Source organism: Sorangium sp. So ce887 (assembly GCF_051521455.1).
Classification (GTDB): domain Bacteria; phylum Myxococcota_A; class Polyangia; order Polyangiales; family Polyangiaceae; genus Sorangium.
On sequence record NZ_CP150354.1, the window covers coordinates 1,861,161 to 1,884,509 of the forward strand.

At 70.9% G+C, this 23,349-nt stretch carries 19 protein-coding genes; 10 read left to right on the plus strand and 9 right to left on the minus strand.

Translation table 11 applies throughout. The features are described 5' to 3' along the window. The first annotated feature begins 120 nt into the window (after positions 1 to 120). From WMF36_RS07060 to WMF36_RS07075, 4 genes are all read left to right on the plus strand, one after another. Positions 121 to 435 (plus strand): hypothetical protein, encoded by a 315-nt coding sequence (locus WMF36_RS07060; protein ID WP_437578833.1) that lies wholly within the window; start codon positions 121 to 123, stop codon positions 433 to 435. Then, the gene (locus WMF36_RS07065; protein ID WP_437578834.1) at positions 432 to 887 is read left to right on the plus strand and encodes a type II toxin-antitoxin system VapC family toxin; all 456 of its coding nucleotides are present in this window, start codon (positions 432 to 434) and stop codon (positions 885 to 887) included. The genes WMF36_RS07060 and WMF36_RS07065 overlap by 4 nt, the downstream gene beginning before the upstream one ends. Positions 888 to 1,163: 276 nt before the next feature. Beyond that, positions 1,164 to 2,189: a DUF4118 domain-containing protein gene (locus tag WMF36_RS07070; protein ID WP_437578835.1), complete on the plus strand. Its 1,026-nt coding sequence runs from the start codon at positions 1,164 to 1,166 to the stop codon at positions 2,187 to 2,189. Beyond that, complete coding sequence (locus WMF36_RS07075; protein ID WP_437581863.1) at positions 2,186 to 2,557, plus strand: toll/interleukin-1 receptor domain-containing protein; 372 nt, start codon at positions 2,186 to 2,188, stop codon at positions 2,555 to 2,557. Before WMF36_RS07070 ends, WMF36_RS07075 begins: the two co-directional genes overlap by 4 nt. 181 nt (positions 2,558 to 2,738) lie before the next feature. On the opposite strand, the gene WMF36_RS07080 is transcribed toward WMF36_RS07075, so the two are convergent. Beyond that, entirely contained in the window at positions 2,739 to 3,611 is an 873-nt protein-coding gene (locus WMF36_RS07080; protein WP_437578836.1) for a hypothetical protein, read from the minus strand. A gap of 821 nt (positions 3,612 to 4,432) precedes the next feature. On the opposite strand from WMF36_RS07080, the gene WMF36_RS07085 reads away from it, so the two are divergent. From WMF36_RS07085 to WMF36_RS07100, 4 genes are all read left to right on the plus strand, one after another. Further along, on the plus strand, positions 4,433 to 4,975 hold the full coding sequence (locus WMF36_RS07085) for a hypothetical protein (RefSeq protein ID WP_437578837.1): 543 nt from the start codon (positions 4,433 to 4,435) through the stop codon (positions 4,973 to 4,975). Then, positions 4,972 to 5,934, plus strand: coding sequence for a phosphotransferase (locus WMF36_RS07090; RefSeq protein ID WP_437578838.1), 963 nt, complete (start codon positions 4,972 to 4,974; stop codon positions 5,932 to 5,934). The genes WMF36_RS07085 and WMF36_RS07090 overlap by 4 nt, the downstream gene beginning before the upstream one ends. Next, positions 5,931 to 6,158: a DUF1428 family protein gene (locus WMF36_RS07095; RefSeq protein ID WP_437578839.1), complete on the plus strand. Its 228-nt coding sequence runs from the start codon at positions 5,931 to 5,933 to the stop codon at positions 6,156 to 6,158. Before WMF36_RS07090 ends, WMF36_RS07095 begins: the two co-directional genes overlap by 4 nt. Before the next feature lie 153 nt (positions 6,159 to 6,311). Further along, on the plus strand, positions 6,312 to 7,373 hold the full coding sequence (locus WMF36_RS07100) for an STAS domain-containing protein (protein ID WP_437578840.1): 1,062 nt from the start codon (positions 6,312 to 6,314) through the stop codon (positions 7,371 to 7,373). Between the two features lie 40 nt (positions 7,374 to 7,413). Here WMF36_RS07100 and WMF36_RS07105 read toward each other — a convergent pair whose 3' ends face one another. After that, a complete protein-coding gene (locus WMF36_RS07105; protein ID WP_437578841.1) occupies positions 7,414 to 8,406 on the minus strand; it encodes a hypothetical protein in 993 nt (330 codons plus the stop codon). Positions 8,407 to 8,734: 328 nt separating this feature from the next. Here WMF36_RS07105 and WMF36_RS07110 point away from each other — a divergent pair, with 328 nt between their 5' ends. Further along, positions 8,735 to 8,995 carry a hypothetical protein gene (locus WMF36_RS07110; RefSeq protein ID WP_437578842.1) on the plus strand — a complete coding sequence of 87 codons (261 nt, stop codon included), beginning with the start codon at positions 8,735 to 8,737 and terminating at the stop codon, positions 8,993 to 8,995. A gap of 100 nt (positions 8,996 to 9,095) precedes the next feature. Here WMF36_RS07110 and WMF36_RS07115 read toward each other — a convergent pair whose 3' ends face one another. Further along, the gene (locus WMF36_RS07115; protein WP_437578843.1) at positions 9,096 to 9,554 is read right to left on the minus strand and encodes an SRPBCC family protein; all 459 of its coding nucleotides are present in this window, start codon (positions 9,552 to 9,554) and stop codon (positions 9,096 to 9,098) included. Positions 9,555 to 9,862: 308 nt separating this feature from the next. Between WMF36_RS07115 and WMF36_RS07120 the strand changes: the two genes are divergently transcribed. After that, positions 9,863 to 11,152 (plus strand): glycerophosphodiester phosphodiesterase family protein, encoded by a 1,290-nt coding sequence (locus WMF36_RS07120; protein ID WP_437578844.1) that lies wholly within the window; start codon positions 9,863 to 9,865, stop codon positions 11,150 to 11,152. A 39-nt stretch (positions 11,153 to 11,191) separates the two neighbouring features. On the opposite strand, the gene WMF36_RS07125 is transcribed toward WMF36_RS07120, so the two are convergent. The 6 genes from WMF36_RS07125 to WMF36_RS07150 all read right to left on the minus strand — a co-directional run bounded on the left by WMF36_RS07125 (position 11,192) and on the right by WMF36_RS07150 (position 23,090). Then, entirely contained in the window at positions 11,192 to 11,995 is an 804-nt protein-coding gene (locus WMF36_RS07125; protein ID WP_437578845.1) for a phosphatase PAP2 family protein, read from the minus strand. Continuing rightward, positions 11,992 to 13,671, minus strand: a complete 1,680-nt coding sequence (locus WMF36_RS07130) for a M16 family metallopeptidase (protein WP_437578846.1) — start codon at positions 13,669 to 13,671, stop codon at positions 11,992 to 11,994. Before WMF36_RS07130 ends, WMF36_RS07125 begins: the two co-directional genes overlap by 4 nt. A 3-nt stretch (positions 13,672 to 13,674) precedes the next feature. Continuing rightward, on the minus strand, positions 13,675 to 15,327 hold the full coding sequence (locus WMF36_RS07135) for a M16 family metallopeptidase (RefSeq protein ID WP_437578847.1): 1,653 nt from the start codon (positions 15,325 to 15,327) through the stop codon (positions 13,675 to 13,677). A 99-nt stretch (positions 15,328 to 15,426) separates the two neighbouring features. Beyond that, a complete protein-coding gene (locus WMF36_RS07140; protein WP_437578848.1) occupies positions 15,427 to 17,889 on the minus strand; it encodes a lysyl oxidase family protein in 2,463 nt (820 codons plus the stop codon). A gap of 145 nt (positions 17,890 to 18,034) precedes the next feature. Continuing rightward, on the minus strand, positions 18,035 to 19,972 hold the full coding sequence (locus WMF36_RS07145) for a DUF4397 domain-containing protein (protein WP_437578849.1): 1,938 nt from the start codon (positions 19,970 to 19,972) through the stop codon (positions 18,035 to 18,037). 52 nt (positions 19,973 to 20,024) lie between these two features. Beyond that, complete coding sequence (locus WMF36_RS07150) at positions 20,025 to 23,090, minus strand: hypothetical protein (protein WP_437578850.1); 3,066 nt, start codon at positions 23,088 to 23,090, stop codon at positions 20,025 to 20,027. Positions 23,091 to 23,349: the final 259 nt, after the last annotated feature.

Consider the following 23,349-nt stretch of genomic DNA (forward strand, 5'->3'; position numbering starts at 1 on the left):
TCCGCCACGGAAATCACCGGCCCGCAGGAGCTGGCGCTCCCGTCGGCCCGCCGGTGCCAGCGCTGCCGCCGGCCGAGCTCGATGCCGAAAATCGGGCCACTCGTCCGCTCCGCCCGTTCGATGCCCTGCAACGGGATCGTCGACTTTCTCGAGAGCTGCGGGGATGGCATCCTGCCGGACATGACCGTCGACCAGATCGTCGCCGCTATCCGCGCCCTACCTGTCCCCGACCGGCTCCGCGTGATCGAGCTCGTCGCGCACGAGGCGGCGAGCGACGTCCCTGGCGCAGAGGAGCCAGCTCGCCGCGGGGGCGTGACCTTGACCGAGCGGCATGGTCTTCTGCTGGTCGACACCGACGCCACCGTGCCCGCCGATGCGTTCGATCATCGCCCCGATCGCGATGCACGGGCCGGGCGCATCCAGGGCGGCTCGTGAAGATCGCCTTCGATACGAGCGCGCTCGTCGCCGGACTGCACCGGGCGCATCCGCTTCATGGTCGCGCCGTCGTCTGGCTCGATGCGGTGGCCGAGGGACGGGTGACCGGCCTCGTCACCTGGCACGCCCTCGCGGAGCTCTGGTCCGTGCTGACGCGCCTGCCGAACCCGGCGCGAGCCACCCCGGAGCAGGCCTTGCAAATCGTGGGTCGGGTTCGGAGCGTGTTCGACGTCCGCCCTCTGGATCCGGCCGTATACGACGAGGCGATGAAGCGGTGCACCGAGCGCCAGTTCTCCTCCGGCGTCCTCTTCGATGCCCTGCACCTCGTGGCTGCCGAGCAGGCCGGCGCGGATGCGCTCGTGACGTTCAACGGCTCGGACTTCCTCCGGCTGGCCGCTGCGAGCTCACCGCGTGTCGTGATTCCTCCAGACCCGCCCGAGCTCACTCTTTGACCTATGACAGTGCGAGCCGACTCCTCGCCGACGAGGATGACGCCACCCTGCATGCCGTCGACCTCGACTCCAGCGCCGTGCTCGCGCGCTCCCCGCTCGCGGCCGGCGCGCCCATGTGCTCGGGCTCGCAGTCTGGATGCTGCCAGCGGCGCCTGCGCCCGCCTCCTTCGGTCGCGACGCGCCAATTTCCGAGGAGCGCCCGGCGAAGCGGAGCGACCAGGCCCGCGTAGCCCACAGTCGACGCCCCTTCGCAAAGCCGCTATCTGTAGAGGTGCAATGTGGTCGACCGAGGAACCCTCACGCCGTGCCGCCGAGGGGAGCGCCGAGGCTCCCCTGCCAGCGGTCCCTGATCGCGCCTTCTCGGCCGACCCGTCTAACGCGCGCCCTTTCAGGGGGAAGCTCTGGAATCTTACGTTCGGGCCGTTTCTTGTGCTCAGCATCATCGGCCTGATCGAGTTTATATACGCCGCACTTGGCTGGAATGTCCCAAATCCGCCGGCGATCCTTTCGATGATCGTCGTCTTCGTGGCCTTCAGCACCGGACTCTGGGGCGGAATCATCACCGCGCTCATCTCCTGCGTCTACTTCGCGCTCTACTTCTCTGACCACGGGATTCCGTTCCACTACACAGAGAACAACCTGCTTCGTGTGATCGTCTTCGCGGTGACTACCCCGACGGTGGCGATCATGACGAGCATCGCGAAGCACCGCGCATCTCGAGGGGCGCAGGCGCGGCTCGTGATGGATCGCGAGGGGCTCCTCCTGTGCTTCAGCACCCGGCTGAGCGCCCTCGACAAGCTGCTCGTCGAGGGGATGATCGTTGGCGTGCTAGGTCGCGAAACGGACTGCTATGTGGCCGAGTACCGTGTACAGGGCGATACCGCCATCGTGCGTCTGTGCGGTTCGTGTCGTGCTGATCTGGAGCGCGTCGCCGAAGCGCTTTACCTCCGTGTATGGGAGCAGGTGCATATCCACCAGATGGCCCTCGTGCGCATCGCGGAGGCGCTTCAGCCCAGTACGCTCAAAGCTGGCCTTGGCGATCTGTTCGGCCAGCGCCTCGCGCGCATGGAGCTCCGCGAGCCCGCTCCAACCGTCGCAGATTCTGGCCCATCCGCACGAGCGTTAGTCGGCGCGTGGACTCCTCAGGCGCAACGCCCCGCCCCGCCCCGCTTCGCTGGGCCTGGCATCGACCAGGGCTTCCTGGTGAGGACCGCATCGTCACAGCGGCTCGCCCGCGTCGGATCTTCCTCTGCCATGCGCCCGACGACCTCAAGCATGCGAGAGCGCTGTGCACACACCTGAGCGTGCTCCACCGACAGGGGCTAATAGAGACCTTCCGCGCCGAAGACCTGCTCCCCGGCAGCGCGATTGCGGATGCGCTCGCCGAACGCCTGGACCAGTCCGATATCGTCCTTTGCCTGATAAGCGCCTCGTTCCTCGCCCACGAAGGCTGCATCGACCAAATGGATCGTGCCTTGCGGCGGATGAGCCAAAGCAGCGCACCGATCGTCGTGCCGGTGCTCGTACGCCCATCGGACTGGCGTGAGTCTCCGCTCGGAATGCTCCAGTCACTCCCAGAAAATGAGCACCCCATCACTGCCTGGGCCAGCGAGGACGAAGCGTGGTCGAACGTGACCAGCGGCCTGCGCCGTCTGCTCCTCGCGAGATGAGGGGCGACCCGAGCCGCGACCGCCGTTGTCGGCAGCGGCTACGGCAGACTCCCGGTCCGCGAGACGATCGCGTTTCCACGATGATAGCGCCGTCCTCGCCGACGTTCAGCCAGGGCGATGCGCGCCGCGCGCGGGTGGAGGGAGGATGGGGTGGAGTCCAGGGTAGCGGCGCCAGGAACAGCTACTCCACGGTGGGCTCCAGCAGGGGCTCGCCGCCCGGCGCGCCAGGCTCCGTGCTCGCGCCGTCGTCGTCGCCACCACCCGCGTTGTTCTTCCCCGCCCCCGGCTTGCGCCCGCCGCCCCGCGCGAACAGCGACGGCGCGATCGCGTCGGCGTCGCCCTCCTTCCAGCGCAGGTACGACACCGCGCGTCGGCATGCATCGTAGGCGTTCACGAGCAGCGTGAACGCCCGCGCGCGCCGCTCGGCCGCGTCGCCTGCCTTCGGCGCCGGCAGGCCCGGCTGCTGGCGGGCCCCCAGCGCGACGAGCAGCTCCGGCCCGAGCTGGGAGGCGCGCTCCACGTCTCTCCACTCGACCGTGGTCCTGTTCTTCACGGCGTCCCAGACCTCGCTGAAGAGCGCCGCGAGCGCGACGAGGTCGTTGGCGGTGTCGAGGTGCCCCTGACCTCTGCGGATCTCGGCCACCCGCGGCGCGTCCACGATCCCCTTGTGCGCCAGCGCCTCCGCCGCGACGAGCAGGTCCTCGCGCAGCGGCGCCGCCTCGTCGACGAGCCGCTTGAGCGCGTCCTGCCCGACCGAGGCGGGCAGCGCGAGCAGGTGCGCATACCAGGCGGCGAGCGCGTACGTCTGGAGCTTGTCGAGCTGGCTCAGAGGGTGCCTGGGGAGCTCCTCCACGAACCGCGGGCGCAGCGCGTGAAGGTGCGGGACAGCCCCGACGGCCACGGAGACGGCGCGCGGAATATCGACGTTGATCGGCACCACCTCGCCGACGTCGTCGAGCTCGGGCTCGACGAGCGCGAACGCCTTGGCCGCTTCGCTCGGCGCGCCAGGCCTGGCGGGTACAGATTTCTTCGTGCTCGGCTTGGATCTCGGCATCAGCTTCTCCCTCGCAAGGTGAGCGGGCACCCGTCGATGCAGTGATGAACCACAGCGGACGGGTGGTATCGCGATCGCCCTCAGACGATGCCTCAGGAGGAATCAACAGCCATGCCAGCGCGACGAGGTCTGCTGTCGATGTCCGGCAGCGGATGAGGCTGGAACAGCTCGGCATCGCCGAGACGTACGCGGGCGGAGGGGGGCGCGGGACGCGACGCGCCTTGCGCTGCTGCGCAAGCGCTTGCGCGCAACGGCTTGCGGTCGCACCGAGCCGCGCGCGCGCCTGCGATGACGGTGGTGGAGGGCGGTAGAGCCGTCTCCGGACCATCGACTGGGGCCTGGAGGGGCGATTGAACCGCCATCGGAGCACCGATCTCGGCGCCGGAGGGGCGGTTGAACCGCCCCCTGGGCACCGATCTCGGCGCCGGAGGGGCGGTTGAACCGCCTCCGGAGCACCGATCGGGGTCTTGGATGAGCGGTCGAACCGCCATCGGAGCACCGATCTCGGCGCCGGAGAGGCGACCTAACCGCCATCGGAGCACCGATCTCGGCGCCGGAGAGGCGGCCGAACCGCCTTCGGAGCGCCGTCACCGCATGCGCACGCGCGGCTCGGTGCGAGCGTGAGCCCCCGCGCCTTCCGCCTGGCGCGCCCCGACGCGGAGCGCTAGCCTGCTTACCTGGGTGCGCAGGGGCGCCCTCCCCGCCGGAAAGAAGCCTTTCACCCTGCACGCGACGAACGCGGGTCACCTCGCACCGTCATGACCACGTCGACATCCTCGGGCCGAGGGAGCGGGTAGCGGCCGATTCGAGAGGAGACGTCCATGATGGATCCCGTTCGTGAGCTGAAGACCCGCGCCGAGCTGCTGCACAAGCGGCTCGCATCGAACGACGCCGGGGCGCTGGCGCGCCTGCGCGCGCTGCCCGAGCTCCGGCGCGCCGACGAGGCCGCGCTCGCCGCGGCCGTTCCCGGGTTGCGCCGGAAGCACTGCCTCGCTGTGGTCGCACGCGAGTGCGGCTTCTCGAGCTGGGAGCGCGCCCGCCTCGCCCTCGCCGGAGAGCCCGGCGCGCCCGAGCTCGGGACATTGCTCTACGGAGGGCATGGCGGCGTGCTGCACCACTGGTTCGCGACCCACGTCGAGGCGCGCGCCCACGTCGAGGCGCTCCCCGAGGCGCCGCGCAGCTATCTTCTCACGTACAAGCACCACTTCTTCGTCGCCGATCGCGCGTTCGTCGCGTCGCTCGGGCTCGACCCCGACGACCCGGACTGGCAGGCGATCGGATGGGACTGGGCACAGCCCGCCGACCTCGCCGCGCGGAGCCGTCTCTACGCGAAGCGGCTCGCCTCGACGCGGGGGACGGCATGAGCGCCCCGGAGATGCACCCGGACCTCACCGCCGCGCTCGAGGCCGCGTTCCCCGGGCGCCCAGTCGAGGATGTGACCTCGCTCTCGGGCGGGTTCTCCGGCGCCGCGCTGCTCGCGTTCGTCGTCGACGGCGCGCCGTACGTCGCGAAGCGCTTCCCGCTCGATCCGAGCGATCCGGAGCGGGTCGCGCGCGAGATCGCGTGCATGCGCGTCGCGTCCGAGCGCGGCGTCGCCCCGCGCCTGCACCACGCGGACGCGCGGACGGGCGTGACGATCATGGACCGCATCGCGGGGACGCCGCTCCGCCCGACGGGCGACCCGACGCTGCTCGAGCGGGTCGCGACGACGTTGCGGCGGCTCCACGACGGTCCGCCGTTCCCGCGCAGCCCGTCGCGCATGGACTTCCTGCGCTCCCTCGACGCGCAGTGCGCCGCGCTCGCAGGCGTGGGCCTCCCGGCGGAGCTCGTCCGCACCGTCGACGAGCTCGAGCGGGTGAGCGCGCCCCACGCGCACGCGGCCCCGTGTCACCGCGACCTCAACCCGAACAACGTGCTCGTGACGGCCGACCGCGTGTACCTCGTCGACTGGACCACCGCAGGCGCGGGCGACCCGTTCGTCGATCTCGCGCAGCTCGGCATCTTCGCGTACCCGCGGCCCGAGCAGCGCGAGGCCCTGCTCGAGGCGTACCTCGGAAGGCCCGCGGGCGACGACGAGCGCGCGCGGTCGCGCATCGCGCGCGCCATCGCCCTGGCCTTCTACGCCGCGGGCTTCTTCTTCGGGGGAGCCCGCCTCGGCGGGCCGCCTCCCGCGGACGAGGAGCCCCGCCCGCTCGCGGAGGTCCTCGCCGCGTTCGGCGCCGCGCCGGAGCGCACACACCCCGGCACCGTCGCCGCCGCCCTCCTGCGCGAGGTGCGCCGGGAAGCACAGGACGTCTTGCGCGGTCGGCCATCGCGCCCATGAGCTACATCGACGGCTTCGTTGCTCCGGTACCCACGGGCAAGAAGGCAGCCTATCGCGAGCTCTGCGTGAAAGCCGGCCAGATCTTCAAAAGGAGGCGGAGGAAGGCGCGCCGCGTCTCCGACGCGATGCTGAAGAGAGTGAAGCTGGACGTCGCCGGTCTCAAGACCGCACACGAAGCACGCTGGGCGCCGGCGCAGGGCACGCCGCCGAGCAGATCGGCCTGACCAGGACTACCCAGCTGGCCGAGCGAGGCGTGCTTGCGGTCCATCCCGGCACCGAGCACGTTCCGGCGAGGGTGCGCGCCTTTGTCTAGCTCGGTCGTGCTTTCCACAACCAGCGCCGATGTGGGCGACCGAGGTGAATCACGGAAACCTGGGGTGAAGGAACATCGCTACGCAGGTTGCGACCAAGAGTGCGCCGAAGGGGCGTCGCGCGCGAGGCGCGGCAAGCGGCGAACGCCCCCGCCGCCGGCGCACGCGCTGCGCTGCTTCGATCGCCACGGGCCCTGCTTCTTTGATATACAGTCCCGGACAGAACCGAGGGACTGGATGAGCCGTGATACAGATTACAAGGGTGTCGCTGAGGAGCATGAGCGCCTGAGGCAGCGTATCCGGGAGCTGGAGCAGGCCGAGGCGGAGCGGGATCACCTCCGGGAGGCGCTCCGCCGGAGCGAGGAGCATGTGCGCCTCTTTGTCACCTACACACCGGCCGCGTTTGCCATGTTCGATCGGGAGATGCGCTACGTCATGGCCAGTCACCGCTACCGGGCGGAGTTCGGCCTGAGCGATCAAGAGATCATCGGCCGGTGCCATTATGAGGTCTTTCCCGACGTCCCCGAGCACTGGAAGGCGATCCATCAGCGCTGCCTCGCAGGGGCCTCGGAAGGGAATGATGAGGAGCCTTTCCCGCGGGCTGACGGACACGTCGAATGGGGGATGTGGAAGATCTTCCCGTGGTACACCTCGACCGGCGAGATCGGCGGGATCATGCTGTTCACGGAGGTGATCACCAAGCGAAAGCAGCTCGAGGATACGCTCCGGATGCAGGCGAAGACGCTCATGGAGCTGTCGGCGCCCATCGTGCCCATCAGCCAGGGCGTCCTCGTGCTGCCGCTGGTGGGCGTGCTCGACGCGGGGCGGGCGCAGCAGATGATGGAGAACCTGCTGGGCAAGGTGGTCGAGCGGCAAGCGCGGGTGGCGATCATCGACGTCACGGGCGTGCCGCACATCGACACGGGCTCGGCGAACGCCCTGCTGCAAGTGGCGCGGGCGGTCCGGCTGCTCGGGGCGCAGGTCGTCCTGACCGGCATCCGGCCCGAGGTGTCCCAGGCCATCGTCGGCCTCGACATCGACCTCGCCGGCATCGTGACCCGCCGCGATCTGCAGAGCGGGATCGCGTTCGCGGCCACGGCGAACCTGTCAGCATCGTCGCCGCGATGAGACGCACCGGCCTCGCCGCAGCGGCGGAGGCCGGCGCGGCTCAGGAGCGCGACGCGGGGGTCGGCCGGGGGCGAGCCGGCGTGCGGGGGCGAGCCCTCGCGGCCCGGGTCTTCGTCCCGAGGGCCTCGCGCACCGTCGTGGCCGTGGCGGCCTGCGCGATCCACCGGTCGAGCTTCGCCGCGTCGGCGCAGGCCCGGATACGCGCTTCGTCGTCCTGCGAGGGCGAGAGCCCGCGCGCCCGCAACAGCGTCAGCAGCGCGTTTTGCCGGCCCTTGGCCTCGCCCTCGACCCGGCCCTCGGCCCGGCCCTTGGCCTCGCCCTCGGCCCGGCCCTTCTTCCGCCCCTGCGCTTCGAGGAAGAGACGCAGCTTCCTGGCAGCGGGTGTTTCCGGGATCTTGTCGGGGTTCATCGAGGCCTCCCTGAGGAGCTCCAGCATCCTCTCGCTGAGCACGGAAAGGATCGCACGCTGCTGGGCCCGTCGCAATCCGCGCGGCAGCCGCTCGGTCAGCTCGAACGCCCGCTCGACGACGGCGCGCGCCCCGGGCCCATGGCGGTGCTGCATGGCCCAGGCCGCGAAGAGCGCGAGCTCCGGGTGACGCTCGTCGAGCAGCGCTCTGCCCTCGGCGTCGCCGAGGTGAAGCACGACCGGCTTGAGCTGGAGCACGGTCCCGAGGCGCGTCCGCACGCACGCCACGCGCTCGGCCCAGCGGGCGACAGCGCGGCGCGCGGTGATGACGATCACGTCGCCGAGCGCGCCGGTCTGGCTGAAGAGCAGGCTGGCCGCGAGGGGCCACCGGCGGCGCTTGGCCGGGTCGACGCTGCGCTGCAGCTCGACGAGGACCCAGCGGCGCCGGCCACCCTGGAGAACGAGATCGAGCCGCAGCTCTGCGGGCTTCACGAAGCGAAGCGTGGTGTCGGCCGGCTTGAGGCGCCGCGGCAGCTGCACGCCGGTGAGCTTGGAGACGAGCGCGCCGAGCAACCCCGGCTGCTCTCGCAATGCGACGATCAGGACCTCGTGCGGTGTGCTCGGCACGACGCCTGACTACGCCGAGAGGGGGGTGACCGGCCAAGTTCCGCTCGTCGCCCAAGCCCACATCCCTGCAGCGTATCGGGGCCCTGCAGAAACCGAAATGGGCGCATCGAGCGGCGCGGAATCAATCAATCCTTCCCCGTTGCGCCTGCCTCACAGCAACCCGGTTGATCGAGCCGTAGCGGCCGCAAGGATAGATAGCCATGCTCCTCTTCCGTGACGTCGCCGCCTTGACGTCGCCGCACGCCGCGGCACTGCGAAGATCTTGGGGCGGCGCCTGCCTTCGCCACCTGGGGCTTTACACTCGGCGATCGGGCTCCAGAGGGACACCATGAAACCCAAGAAAGAGCACGCAGGACCGAGCAACCAGGTTGAGCAGCAGGTGGGCGGCGAGCAGCAGGAGCCGGGAGCGCCGACGCGGCATCTGGACCACGACCAGACGACGCAGGGATCGAGCGATATCGAGGAGATCGCTCGCCAGCAGGGCGCCTCGCAGCGGGGATACACGGCGGACGGACCGCACGAAGACCGGCCAGCGCAGTTCGATCCGGCGCACCCGGGTGGGCGGCCCGAGGGCGATCCGCGCCGCTGACGCGGAGGGCAGGGGCTGCGGCACCCGCGCGCGGCGCGATGGCTGCGGTGAGGGGGCGCGCCGTGCGATGGCCGCGACGCCGGCGATTTGAGCGAGCGGGTTACCGCGGCGGGGCTTCACAGGCCCGCCGCGTCACCTCGTGGCGGTAGTCGAACATCCGCTCCAGCTTGCGCCGGACGAAGCGAGCTCCGCCAAGCCGGCCAATGAGTCCGAGCGGGAGCTCGTACTCCACGCGATCGGTGAGAGTGCAGCCGCCCGAGCCGTCGGGCTCCATGCGGTGGGTGTGGACCCAGCGCTTGAAGGGCCCGCTGCGCTGCGTGTCCTGGAACATCCGGCCCTGCTCGTACTGCGTATGCTCCGCGACCCAGCGCACCGGGACGGGGCCGATGCGCGCCTCCAGGACCACGCGCGCGCCGACCAGGATGCCGCCGGTCTTCTCCAGGACGCGCGCCCGCTCCCAGGGGGGCGTGAGCCGCTCCAGGGCGTCGGGCTCCTCGTGGAAGGCGAAGACCCGCTCGGGGGGCGCGGCGATGCGCGTGCGCTTCTCGAAGAGGGGCATGGCGCGAGCATGGATCGCGGCCTGCCGGCGCGCCCGCGCCCCGCGCCCCGCCGCCTCAGGCGACAACGCGCCGCTCGAGCGGGTCCTCGGGATCGGCCGCGCGAGCGACGCGGCCTGCTCGCGGTGGTCTGCGCGCTCGGGTGCCCGGCGCGTTCACGCGGCCCGCCGCCCTCGAGCGCTCGCTGCGCTCTCGAGAGTCGACGACACGTGGGGGAGGGATGTCGCCTCGTTGTTTCGCACAAGACACATGCGCACGCGAACATGCGAGATAACGTCCCGACTTCAATCTACCCAGAGGGGAGTGTACCATGAACAAGAAGAGCGCCAGAATCAGCACCGCCTTGGCGCTTATCGCGTTGCCTGTCGCTGCGACGAGCGCTTGCTCCGGCGGCGACGAGTCGGTGGAGCCCGCGACCCCGCCGGCCCCTCCGCCCGAGGAGGAGGCCGCGCAGTACAGCGTGCAGCTCGGCCCGCGGCCGTACTACCTCGTCGAGGACATGGATGAGGGAGAGCTGAAGGAGGCGCTCCTGGCGTGCTCCGAGGGGTCCTTCGAGCGCACCGATTTCTCGATCGGCCATCGCGGCGCGTGCATGCAGTTCCCCGAGCATACGAGGGAGTCCTACGAGGCGGCCGCCCGCATGGGCGCCGGCATCGTGGAGTGCGACGTGGCCTTCACCAAGGACCGCCAGCTGGTGTGCCGTCATGCCCAGTGCGATCTCCACACGACGACGAATATCCTCGCCATCCCGGAGCTCGCCGAAAAGTGCTCGGAGCCGTTCGTTCCGGCCGACGCCGAGGCCGGCACGCCTGCGTCGGTGAAGTGCTGCACGAGCGACATCACGCTCGCCGAGTTCAAGCAGCTCTGCGGTAAGATGGACTCCGCGAACCCGGACGCCACCACGGTCGAGGAGTACATGGTCTCGACGCCCGCGTTCCGCACGGACCTCTACGCCACCTGCGGCACGCTGCTCACGCACGCCGACAGCATCGAGCTCTTCTCCAGCCTGGGGCTCAAGTTCACGCCCGAGCTCAAGGCCCCGGAGGTGGAGATGCCGTACGAGGGCGACTACGCGCAAGAGGACTACGCACAGCAGATGATCGACGAGTACAAGGCGGCCGGCGTCGACCCGAAGAGCGTGTTCGCGCAATCGTTCAGCCTCGACGACGTGCTCTACTGGATCGAGAAAGAACCGGAGTTCGGCGCGCAGGCCGTGTACCTCGACGACCGTGTCGACACGCCCGAGGGGTACGAGACGGCGGTGTCCGGGATGCAGAGCCTCGCGGATCAGGGCGTGAAGATCATCGCGCCGCCCCTGTTCGCGCTCGTGACGCTCGACAAGAATGAGAAGATCGTGCCCTCGGAGTACGCCGAGGCCGCCAAGGCCGCGGGCCTCGACATCATCACGTGGACGCTCGAGCGCTCGGGGCCGCTGGCGAGCGGCGGTGGCTACTACTACCAGTCGGTCGTGGATGGCATCGACAACGACGGCGACACGATGGTGATGCTCGACGTGCTCGCGCGCGACGTGGGCGTTCGCGGCGTCTTCTCCGACTGGCCAGCCACCGTGACGTATTACGCGAACTGCATGGGCCTCTGAGCGGAGCGGCCGGGGCTCGGCGGCGCCTCATCGACGAGATCAGAACGTCCACGACCAGGTGACCGTGGCGGGCTCCGGCGTCGGACCGGGCAGCGCGCCTGCGGCATACAGCGCCTCGCTCGGCGCGATCGGGTGGATGGCCGCGATCGCGAAGCCCGTCACGTGGCCCAGGATCATGCCGGCGCCGACGTCCTGCCACGAGTGCGCGCCCGAGCCGATCCGCAGCGCCATCGTCACCACGGTGGCCGCCTCGGCGATGGCGAGCGCGCCGAGGCGCGGCGCGGCGTCGCCGGTCGTGCGCAGCGCGAGGTTGAGGCGCGCGCCCGCGATGGCCGCGACAGGGGTCGTGTGACCCGACGGGAAGGCGTCGAAATCGAGGTCGGTGTCCCCGCATCGATCCGTCCGCCACGAGCGCGGACGGCACCGGCCCGACAGGCGCTTGATCATGCTCGAGAGGCCGGTCGCCAGCGCCGCCGCCTCGACCTCGATCAGCGACGTCCTGAGCGCCCGCGAGAAGGGGTGGGGGACGCCGGCGCCCGCGAGGTAGCCGCCCTCGAGGGCGTACCCGCTGCCGAGGACGAGCAGCGTGCCGACCGCGGCGCCGGTGATGTCGCTGGCGAGGCCGAGGGTCTCGTCGCGCTCCACGCTGGAGGCGGCGCCCCACGCCGAGCGGCGCTGGGGGAGCAGGTACGTCGCGAGCGAGGCGGTGCAGGCGGCGGCGACGGCCACCTCGCCGGCCGGCGTCCCGAACGCCCAGTCCGGCGCCGCCGGGCCCACCTGCGCGGCGGCTGGCGTGCTCCACGCCAGCGCGCCCACGCAGGCGAGCGGCACCGCGGTTCTCACGGCTTCTTCGCTGCAGGGGGAGCCGCCGGCGGCGCCGCGGGCTTGCCGGCCTGGGGCGCCGCGGGCGCGGCGGACTTGCCGGCCTGGGGCGCCGCGGGCGCGGCGGGCTTGCCGACCTGGGGCGCCGCGGGCTTGCCGGCCGCCGGCTGTCCGGCCTTCACGCCCGGCGCCTTCTGGACGGTGACCTCACCGAGCTGCAACGCCGGGAGCTGCTCTCCGAGGGCGCCGGCGTCGCCCACCAGGACGACCCGGAGCTGCTCGGGCACGAGGTACTTCTGCGCGACCCGCTGCACGTCCGCGGGCGTGATCCGCTGGATCCTCGCCGGCCGCGTTCCGAACTCGTCGAGCGGCAGATCGTAGACCGCGAGGCTCGCGACCGTCGACGCGGTCGCGCCTGCCGTCTCGAAGCGGGCCGGCAGCTGGCGGATGAGGTTCGCCTTGGCGTCCGCGAGCTCCTCGATCGTGACCGGCTCCCTCCGCATCCGCTCGAGCTCGGCGAGGATCTCCTTCACGGCGGGGCCGGTGTTCTCCCGCACGATGGCGCCGCCCGCGGAGAACGGGCCCGCGCCGTGGCGCATGTCGAAGCCGGAGCGCGCGCCGTAGGTGTAGGCGTGCTTCTCGCGCAGGTTCAGGTTGAGCCGGCTCGAGAACTGCCCGCCGAGGAGGGTGTTCATCACGAGGAGCGCGTCATAGTCCTTCGTCGCGCGCGGCACGCCCGGCAGCGTCACCGTCACGGTCGACTGGGTGAGCCCGGGCCGGTCGACGAGCACGATGCGCGGCGCGCCCGCCGCGACCGCCGGCGGCTCGGCGGGGAGCTCGGCCTTCGCCGGGACGGGCGGCGCGCCGTTCGGGCCCTTCCAGGCGCCGAAGACCCGCTCCACCTCCTTCACCGCGTCGGCCTTGGTGATGTTCCCGGCGATGGCGACGGTCGTCAGCTCCGGCCGGAACTGCGCGGCGTGGAACTTCGCGAGGACGCCCGCCGTGATCTTCTTCAGCGCCGCCTCGGTGCCGAGCAGCGGCGTGCTGTACGGGTGGCCCTCGGGGTAGAGGACCAGGCCCTGGGTGATGGAGAGGAGCGACGCGGGCCGGTCGTTCATCTCGGCGAGCTGGGTGATGCGGCGCGACCGCTCGCGCTCGATCTCGGCCGGCGCGAACGACGGGTTCATGTACGCGTCGCCGAGCAGCGTGAGCAGCTCGCCGAACCGCGGCGTCACGCTCTGGCCCTGCACGCCGCCGCCGTCGAAGTTGACCCCGGACGAGACGTTCGCGCCGAGCTTGCCGAGCGCGTCGCTGAACTGGAGCGCGGTGCGGGTCCGGGTGCCCTGCGTGAGCATCGCGCCCGCGAACGCGCCGACGCCCGGATCGGCCTGGTCGGCGCCGCGGACGGTGGTCACGTCCACCGCGACGATCGGCAGCTCATGCCGCTCCACGACGAGGACGCGGATCCCGTTCGCGAGCTTCGCCTCCTCGATCCGCGGCGGCACGAAGACCACCTCCGGCCCGGGGGGCGGCGACGATTTCCGGAAAGCGTCCGCCGGCGCGGGCGGCTGCGCCGCGGCGGGGGGCGGCGCGGACGGCGCCTTGCCGGTCGCGGCGGGCGGCGCCGGCGGGTTCGAGGCGCAGGCGGCGAGCGCCGCGGCGGCGAGCGAGACGGAGAGGATTCGTTTCATGCGCATGGCTCAACCCCCCTTCGGCGCGGCCGTGCCGGCCGCGGGCTTGTCGACGGCGGGCTTGTCGCCCGCAGGCTTCTTGATGGCCGGCGCGACCGCGGGCCTGTCGGCCGCCGGTGCTGCCGGCGCCGCGGGCGCCGCCGCGGCGGGCTTCGCGCCGGCCGGCGCCGCGGCCTCGGTCTGCTTCACGAGGCGCCCGGCCTTCGGGGCGCCCGGCTTCGGCGTGACGAGGGCGATCACGCGCCTGCCCCGGGGCAGGAGATCCGCGGTCGCCTTCTGCAGGTCGGCGGCCGTGACCCCCTCGTACCTGGCCACGTCCTTCGGGAAGTACCCCGGATCGCCGGCGAGCTGGTTGTAGTTGTTGATGGCGTTCGCGCGGGCGGTCACCTGCTCCATGCTGAAGATCAGATCCGAGAGCAGCTTCGCCCGGGCCCGCTCGTGCTCGTCCTGGGTCGGCGGCGCCTTGCGCAGCTTCTCGAGCTCGGCGTCGATCAGCTTCAGCGCCTGCTCGGGCGACTTGCCCTTCTTCAGCGTGGCCGTGATCTGGAAGGTGCTGGCGAGCTGGCTCGACTGCTGGCCCGCGAACACGTCCTGCGCGATCTGGAGATCGTAGACGAGCTTCTTGTAGAGCCGGCTCGTCTTGCCCGAGGCAAGGACGTTGGCGACGAGGTCGAGCTCCGCGTCGCCGGGCGCGAAGCCCGGCGGCGTCACCCAGCTGATCGTCACGCGGGGCAGCTCCACGTCCGCCTCGATCTCGAGGCGCTTCTCGGTCGCGAGGTCGCCGGGGTCGGGCTTCGACACGACGGGCGGCGGGGCGCCCTTCGCGATGGGGCCGAAGTACTTCTGGATGAGCTCCTTCGCGCTGTCCCGCGCGATGTCGCCCGCCACGACGAGGGTCGCGTTGTTCGGCACGTAGAACGTCCGGAAGAAGGCCTGGACGTCCTGCATCCGCGCGGCGTCGAGGTCCTCGGGCGTGCCGATGGTCAGCAGGTGGTAGGGGTGGCTCTCCGGGAACTGGGCCGCGCGGAGGAACTGCGGCACGAGGCCGTAGGGCGCGTTCTCGTAGTTCTGGCGGCGCTCGTTCTTCACGACGTTGCGCTGGCTCGCGAACGTCTCCTCGTTCGCGTGGTCGAGCAGCCACCCCATCCGGTCGCTCTCCAGCCAGAGCGCGAGCGCGAGCTCGTTGGCCGGGACGGTCTCGAAGTAGTTCGTGCGGTCGGTGTTGGTGGTCCCGTTGCGTTCGCTCGCGCCGGCCCGCTCCAGGTACTTGAAGAACATGTCCTCGCCGACATGCTTCGAGCCCTGGAACATGATGTGCTCGAAGAGGTGCGCGAAGCCGTTCTTGCCTCTCGGCTCGTCCTTGGAACCGACGTGGTACCAGACGTTGACGGCCACGACGGGCGTGCGGCGATCCTCGTGCAGGATCACCTCGAGCCCGTTCTGGAGCGTGTACTTCTCGACCGGGATCATGACGCTCACGCTGGTCGCGGCCGGCGCTGACGCGGCCGGGGGCGCCGCGGCCGGGGGCGCCGCGGCCGGGGGCGCCGCGGCCGGGGGCGCGGCGTAGGCGGGCAACGTCAGGCCGAGCGCGGCGACGAGCGCGCTCGACAGGGACGAGAGCGCCCGGAGGCGCCTCCGTTCGGACGGATGGTTGGCTCGCATGGCGCGGTTCTACCGCAGATCGCCCGCGGTCGAGCGCAAACTTCGCTCGTGGAAAGGGCGGAGCCCCGCCGCGGGGGTCACGCCTGGCGGCGCGCTCCCTCAGCGGAACTGCGTGACGAAGAGCTGGTACGGCCCGAAATCCACCGGCGTGCGTCCACTCACGGTGATGGAGCCGAGGCCCCCTCCCGATCGCATCCCGAAGATCGAGGCGTTTGCGCCCTCCGGCGCGCCCGCGCACGCGTTGTGCGTGCCGGAGCACTGGGCGTTGACCGGGTTGCAGGCATCCTCCGCGGTCTTCAGCGTCATCGGGAAGTCCGTTAGGCCGCACGAGGACACAAGGAGGGGGACCCCCGGGCACACGGGGACATAGAACGGCTGCTCGGGGCTGCTCGGGCCGCACGCGGCCGCGGGAGGGATCGGCGCCCCGGTGGTGTCGCCGCCGACGAGGCCGCTGCCCGCGATGACCCCGGCCCTCTCCCCGAGGCACGACGGGCGCTGGAACCGGAGGCGCACCCTGCCGCGATCCCCGGGCCTCACGGCCTTGACCACCACCGTGTAGGTCCCGGCCGGGAGCTTGGCCGCGTAGTGCGCGCCCGGCGCGATGCCGCCGCAGCTGCGGGCCGCGCAGCCGACGGGGGCGCCGCCGCACCCGTCGCCCTCGAGCACCGCGAGCACCGTGTCGAGCTCCGATTCCAGGGTCCCGAGGTACACGACCTGCTCGGACGGCAGCGTGAACCGGAAGAACACCTCGCCGCCCTCGCCGCCGCACGAGAGCGCCACGTCCGACGTGTTCTCCGCGGTGATCTCCGCCGTGTAATCCGCCGAGTCCGAGAGCTCCCCCGGCGTCTCGCAGCTTTCGGCGCCCGGGGTCGGCGCGCATCCGTCGTCCGGGACCCCGTTGCAGTCCTCGTCGAGCCCGTTGCCGCACACCTCGGGCAACGGGAGGCTGCACGTGCTGCCCCCGCATCCGTTGTCGGGGATCTCATCGCAGTCCTGGTCCACGAAGTCCCCGCAGATCTCCGGCTCGGGGACGCAGGTCGTGAACGCCGGGACATGGACGGGCACCTCGACCACGTTGTTCTCGATCGACTGCTCGGCGACCGCGCCGGTCGGGTTGACGGCGACACGGAGGATGTATTCCCCCTCGGGCACGTCCGTCACGTCGACCCACTGGCACGGCGTGCCGACGCTGTAGATGTCGGCCCACCCCGCGCTCAGGAAGTTGCACCCCGTGCCCCCCGAGGTCGGCAAGCCCGGTGTCGCCGGGGACTCGAAATCGAGAGGCTCCATGTCCGTCAGGCAGAACGCCTGTTTGTGGCCCTGCGAGACGACCTCGCCGTCCGCGTCGAGCAGCCGGTAATCGGTGAACTCCCTGAAATGGAAGTGCCCGTGGCATTGCGCGTACTCGAAGAGCGGGTTGTCGAACTCGGGGCCCGGGTCGAGGGGGCCGGGCCCTGCGTTCTCGATGCGCCCCTCGAAGTGGAGGAGGTGCCGCCTGCCGGGGCCGCCGATGCACCCTTCCATGATCTCGCAGGCGTCCGCGGGGAACGTCTGGTACGCGAACTGGACCGTGTCGACGATGCGCTCCCTGTCCGGGCGCAGGTCGGGCACCATGCAGACGCCGTCCGTGCACGCGTGGCCGTGCGGACAGCACGCGCCGCCGCACATCGCGCCGTCGCAGGCGGGGTAGTCGACGGGCAGGACGAGGGTGTTGTTGTCGAAGCTCGCCTCCGCGAGGGTCCGGTTCGGGTTGACGGTGATCTCGAGCTCGTAGAGCCCGGCCGCCACGCCGGTCACGTCGAGGGCGTTGCAGGCGACGGTGCCGGGCTGCTCGACGTGCTCTCCGGGGCCGAGGCCCTGCGCATTGCAGCTGTACTGGCCGCCCCGCATCGCGACGCAGCGCGCGTCGAGCTCGGCCTCGGCGACCGCCGCCTCGCCCTGCTTGAGGCGCGCGCGGAAGAAGCGCGGGACGACGTAGCTGTCCTCGCAAAAATTCGGCTCGAACACGGCGCTCTCCGAGGGCACGCCGAGGTCGAGCGGCACGTCGCCGGCGTTCCTGAGCGAGACGTTGAAGCGCAGGAGCGCCCGCCGGCCGCTCGCGCCGACGCAGCCCTGCATCAGCTCGCACGCGTCCTCGCCCACGCTGATCGAGGCGAACGTGACGGGCTCTCCGCGCTGCGCGGGCTCGAGCACGAGGTCCGCCGCCGCGCAGGCGCCGTCCACGCACGCGGCGCCGGGGCTGCAGCACCCCGTGTCACCGCAGGCGCGCGCCTCCTCGCACGCGGCGGCGCAGCCCGACGGCTTGCCCTCCGTGTCGATCTGGCACCGCGTGCCCTCGGGGCACACGAGGTCCGAGCCAGGGCAACGGATGCCCTCGGGCGCGCCGCCGCCGCCGCCGTTGCCACCGTCACTGCCGTCGCCGCCGGCTCCGCCGCTCCCGCCGTCGCCCGAGCTGCCGCCCCCTCCCGTGGCCGAGGGCGGCTCGGGCGGCCCGTCGTCGCCGCACGCGGCGGCCGCCAGGAGCCATGATCCCATCAACAGCGCTTCGACAACTTTCTTCATGCGCACCCTGGTCAGGAGGAGCCGACGCGCAGCGCGCGCCGGGCGGCACCTGCCGCTGCGGCAGGCCGTCAAGCAAGCCGCGTATCGTAGGGGTGCGAAGGGAAAAAATCAGTACGGTCGAAGGGGTGCGCAGGATTCCGACCGGTCAGGGGCTCGGGAGCGGCCACGGGAGGACCTCGGGCACGGCGCCGAAGCTCCTCATGAACACGATCTGCGCGGAGTTCGCAGGGTCGGATGAGGCCCAATCTCCCAGGAGGACGGCCGTGTACCAGGACGGTTGCACGATTGCCGAGACGCTCCGGATGGCGTCGGCCGAGCCGGCCGGTCGAACGCCCAACCAGTGCTGGCCGGCGGCGCTCGGCGCATCGAAATCGACGCCTGTGCTGGCGCTGGCCGATGCGTACGCGACGTCCGTGAGCACGGGTGTAAACGCATCACCTCGGGTCCCGTCTGCATTGACCGACCAGTGGCCGAGATCCACTGCGGGCGCTGTCGCCGAGGCGTTGATCAACATGACGCGCGGGGTGGTGAACGTCCCGGGCAGGTTCGGCTGAACCTTCCACAGCTTGAGCTGCAGCGCCTTGTCGCCCGTCTCTCCGGTGATGCCGAGGAGACCTCCCAGGTAGATCGCGCCGGGCTCCAGCGGACCCGTCGGCTGAGCGCCGACCACCAAGGTGTCACCCGAGCCCCCGTCGCCACCGGAGCCGGGCGCGACGAGTGAGAGCGTCGACTCACCCGGCGGCAGATCGGTGTACGTCGGCGCCTGCGCATACCTCAGGTTGATGGCGATCCTCTCCGTGCCCGAGTACACCTCGAGGGGCGACGGCGTGGGCGGCGGCGATGCGTGGAAGAGATAGACGAGCGGATCCCGCCTGACGACCACGGCAGGCGAGTCGTCCCCCGCCGGGACGACGAGCAGCCCGTGTGCGCGCGCGTCGTCGACGACGCGGCTCGGCTGCCCGGTCTCGATGACGAAGTACGATCGCCCACCGACGAGCGATGCCGCAGAGAGCGAGAACGGCGCCTGACCCGTCGGACCGAAGTTCCTCGACGCGGTGACCGTGATCGACCGGGTCGACAGGGGCACGAGCACGCCTTCTGGAGCGCTGGCGGTGAACCAGCCGAGCGCCGCGGCGGCCGTGGCGCTTCGGTCGATGTAGAACGATTTCGGATTCCCCGAGCTGGAGTCGGCGCTCACGAAGCGCAGGGCGACCTCGCTGCATGAAGGCGTCGTGAACCTCTCTTCTACGATGAGAAGCCGCGGCGTAGTCTGGATGGGCGTCGTGCCCAGGATCCCGGCGGCCACGATCGTGTAGCGCGCCCCAGGGGCGACCGTCAGCGGATCCGCCGAGATCGTGAGCGCGTCGCCTGCGCCACCGCTGGTTCCGTCATCACTTCGTGCCGAGAAGGTGATCGCGCCCGCCGTGACTTTGGCGTACCTCGTGACGGACGCGGCGACCCTGCTGGGCGACACTGCCTCTATGTCGGGTACCGGCGCCCCGTTCACGTAGAGGCGGAGCGCAGGCGGGTCGCCGACCCCCACTGGGGAGTTCGTGCGATTCGGCAGAAGGGCATTGATGAACCGGACCTTGGGTTCAGGGTCGGTGTCCGGCGGCAGGCCACACTCCTCCGGAGCGCCGCCACCCGTGCCGCCAGCGCCACCCGTGCCGCCAGCGCCGCCCGTGCCGCCGGCGCCGCCCGCGTCGCCACCGCCCGTGCCGCTGGCGCCGCCCGCGTCGCCGCTGCCGCCCGTGCCGCCCGTGCCACCGGCGCCGCCCGTGCCACCAGCGCCGCCCATGCCGTCGCTGCCGCCCGTGCCACCAGCGCCGCCCGTGCCGTCGCTGCCGCCCGTGCCGCCCGTGCCGCCCGAGCCGCCCGAGCCGCCCGAGCCGCCAGCGCCGCCCGTGCCGTCCATGCCGCCGCCGCCGTCAGAGCCACCGCTCGACGACGTGCTGGCGCTGGCGCTCGTGGTCCCCCCTGCACCTTGCCCCGACGGTGATGAGGTATCGTCGTCCCCGCAAGCGCTCGTGAAGATCGAAAGCCCGGCCAGCGCACCCACTATGATCAGCCATCGTTGATGCATGTTCATCGTAACACATCTCCGTGTAGCGCGTCGCACGCGCCAGAACGATTCACTACCTCGGGAACTTCAGCTCGCAGGCGTCACGCGGAACCGCGATGACTCCATTCGTCAGCTCATCACGCATGTAGATGTAGGCCATCACGCCGGCGTTGAAGACAGCTCTCCGGAGCCATGCATCGACCTCCGGCGAGCTCCCGTCCGCGGCGCGGAGCTCCTCCGTGAGAGGGTTCCTGAGCGTGCACATGTCCCTCCACATGGGCACGCCGAACTCCGGAGCCACGCCGCTGCCCAGGATGAAATTCCAATCTCCGCTCGCGGCCGCGGCGTCGTAAGCGGCTCCGAACCGATGAGCATCGGTGCGGATCTCATCGCAGGCGGCGCGCGCAACGCCGAGCATGTTCGCCTTCGATCTTTTGAATGCGGCCTTCGCAGTCTCCGGATCGAGCGGGATCGGCACCGCGGCCACGATCCGATTGTTGACGAAGACGTTGAAGAAGGTCCTCTCCTCCTCCAAGGTACGGCCGAACGAGACCGTCGTGCCCCCCGTCGCCATCCAGACGAGGTACTTCGCCGCCCCGTCGGGGCCGAGGTCGTCCTCCCCTGCGTCGGGGCCATGGAACGTCGCGAAGTTCTCGTTGGGTGCCCAGCGCGGGCCGAAGAGCCCGTCCACGAAGCTCGCCACCCTCGCCCCGGAGGTCGCGCGGAGCGCTCTGGCCGCGCCGGTCTGGGCGTCTCCGTAAATCCCATGGCAATTCGCGCAGATACCGGCGTAGATATGCTCCCCCGGGTTCGACCAGTAGATCGCGCTCCACGGCTGGCGCGGCCTCCCGGTCCCTGGATTGATCATCCACTGCTCCACCGTATCGGGCTCTGGCGCGTCCCCCGGGAACGCGCAGCGTGGGGTGAAGTACCCCTGAGCGTAGACCTTCTTCGCCAGCGCCTCGTGCTCGCTCGTCACCTCCTCCGCGCGGATCCAGTCGTCGAGCTTCGTCTTCCAGTCGATGTTGCGCGGGACGTACGGATAGCGCTCGGTCGTGTCCTCGAGCACCCACCCGATATCGCGATGCTGCTTGCAGTCGTGAAGGGCGCGCGCCTCCGCGGCGTCCGCCGCGCGCATGGCGAGCTCGATCGCCTCCGGATCCTCCGGCGCCTCCCGTCCCCCGTGCTCGTAATCGCGCGGCACGGACGCCCACCAGCGCGCCACGAGGACCGGCAGGCGGCAGTCCACCGACGCCGTGTGCATCGGCATGTGGAGGCTGAAGAATGCGCTTGCCTCCTCGTTGTCCACGGGCAGGCCGAACGCGCGGGGAGTCCACGCTCCCGTGGGCAGGACGACGCGACGGTAGATCCCTCCGACCGGGATGGAGTTCTGGATGACGAGCTCATCGAAGGACGCGGGCACACCAGGAAAGTAGGACAGCCCGTCCGAGCCCACGGTATCCATGCGAAACCCGAAGACGCTCCCGCCAGGCGACATGTCCAGGCCTCGCAGCGTCGCCTTGCTCGCCACCGCATAGCCGCGCGGGTTATGGCAATGGGCGCAGTTGCCCGCCATGTAGGCCTGCATGTTCAGCTCGTCGTCGTTGCGCGACTGGCGGGGCAGCGCAGACTCCTCCAGCTTGGGGAAGTCGTCGGGCGTGAGGGTCGTCGACGTGCCGCGCACGACACCGTACGCGAGGAGACGCTCGAGCTGATTGAGCTCGTCGGCGAGCACGTCCGGCGCGTAGACGCCGCCTTCCCCTTTGGGTCGCTTGTGGAGCTGAAAGGGCGTGATGCCAAGGATGAAGCTCTCGCTCTCCGAGCCCGAGTGGCACGCCACGCATCGCGTCGCGCCGGGCACGGCGTAGCTCTGCACCGCCCCGGTGGTCTCGTCGGCCGTGTAAGGGCGGACGTGGTCGGGGAACGGCTCTCCGTTCAGGTAGAGCTCCCTGCTGTCCGGTGACGCCGGATCAAGCCCGGTCCCGAGGAGCTTCGCGCCCGTCTCCTCCGCGTTCCACACGTACGTGCCGAAGATCGCGTCCTCGGCCCGCTCGCGCGTCACGATGATGCGCGTCTCCATCTTGCGGTATCGCGTGACGCCGTCGGGCTCGACCACGGCCCTGAGGAACGTCTTGTAGAAGCGGGTGTTCGGCGGGATGCGGAGGCTCTTCGTCTCCGGGTCGTACGTGATGGCCTGTCCCGCCGGGACGTGCATGAAGCGCAGCTTCGCCGCGTCGTCCGACCAGAGAGGGTAGGTCGGTGCGTAGGCGAAGGTCCCCCTGCGCGCGAGCACCTCGGCGTCCAGCGAGACGAAGTCGGTCTCCGGCAGCTTGACCGGGAGGTCCTCGAACGATCGCATCGCGGCGAAGCGCTCGTCGAGTTCCTCGTCCCGGCCGGCGATCTCGGCGTCGGGGATGCAGTTCCCGAGCTCGGTCAGCGCGTCGCCGACCTCGCGCGGCGTCACGATGTCTCCGCCCGGATCGACCTCCATGTCGCCCTTCGGGAGGACGTACGTGCCGGCGGGGCACCCCTGCTCGATCCACGCCTGCAGCCGCCGGCCGAGCGCCTCTTGCCCGCCGATCATGTAGGGCATCTCCCCGCTGAGCATGACGTCGACGGGCGTCTTGCCGCTCTTGCCGCGCGCGTCGCACAGGTTCTCCGGGGTGCCCGTGTAGGAGAAATCTCCTTGCTCTGCTGGGGCCTTGTGGCAATTGCCACATTGAATCTCGATCTCCCCCGAAAGGTTGCCGAAGGTATCGAGGGCATCTTCGACCGTCGCCGAGTGGCGCTGAGGGATCTGTTCGTGCGATCGGGCCGGGGCGCATAGACGCGGCTGCGTGCCCCCCCCATCACCGCCGCTACCGCCGCTACCGCCGCTACCGCCGGTGCCGCCGCTGCCGCCGCTGCCGCCGCTACCGCCGCTACCGCCGCTGCCGCCGCTGCCGCCGCTGCCGCCGCTGCCGCCGCTGCCGCCGGTACCGTCGCTGCCGCCGCTGCCGCCGGTACCGTCGCTGCCGCCGCTGCCGCCGCCGCTGGTAGCGCCGCCGCCGCTCGTGCCCTCTGGGGGCGAGATTTCACCGGTGTCGTCACCTCCGCAGCTGTACCCGGCCACGGACACGACCCCGAGCAACAGCACCATCGACCTCATCGTTCCCCAACGCCGAGCTTGACGCATCTGCCCACTCCCCGGGTTCGCAGCGGCGAACCCCTACCGCCACGGCGGCCGAAATGACACCGGTGAGCTCCTGGAACAACCGTGAATGCCGGCTGTCACGGACCCGTGACGCCATCGCGGTGACGTCGACGTAGATGATAGCTCTGTCATTGATTCACGCGCCGCAAGCTCGCCTCTCCCGCCGGCCGTGATGTGGAGTAAGCGTTCACCGCCCAGACCTCCC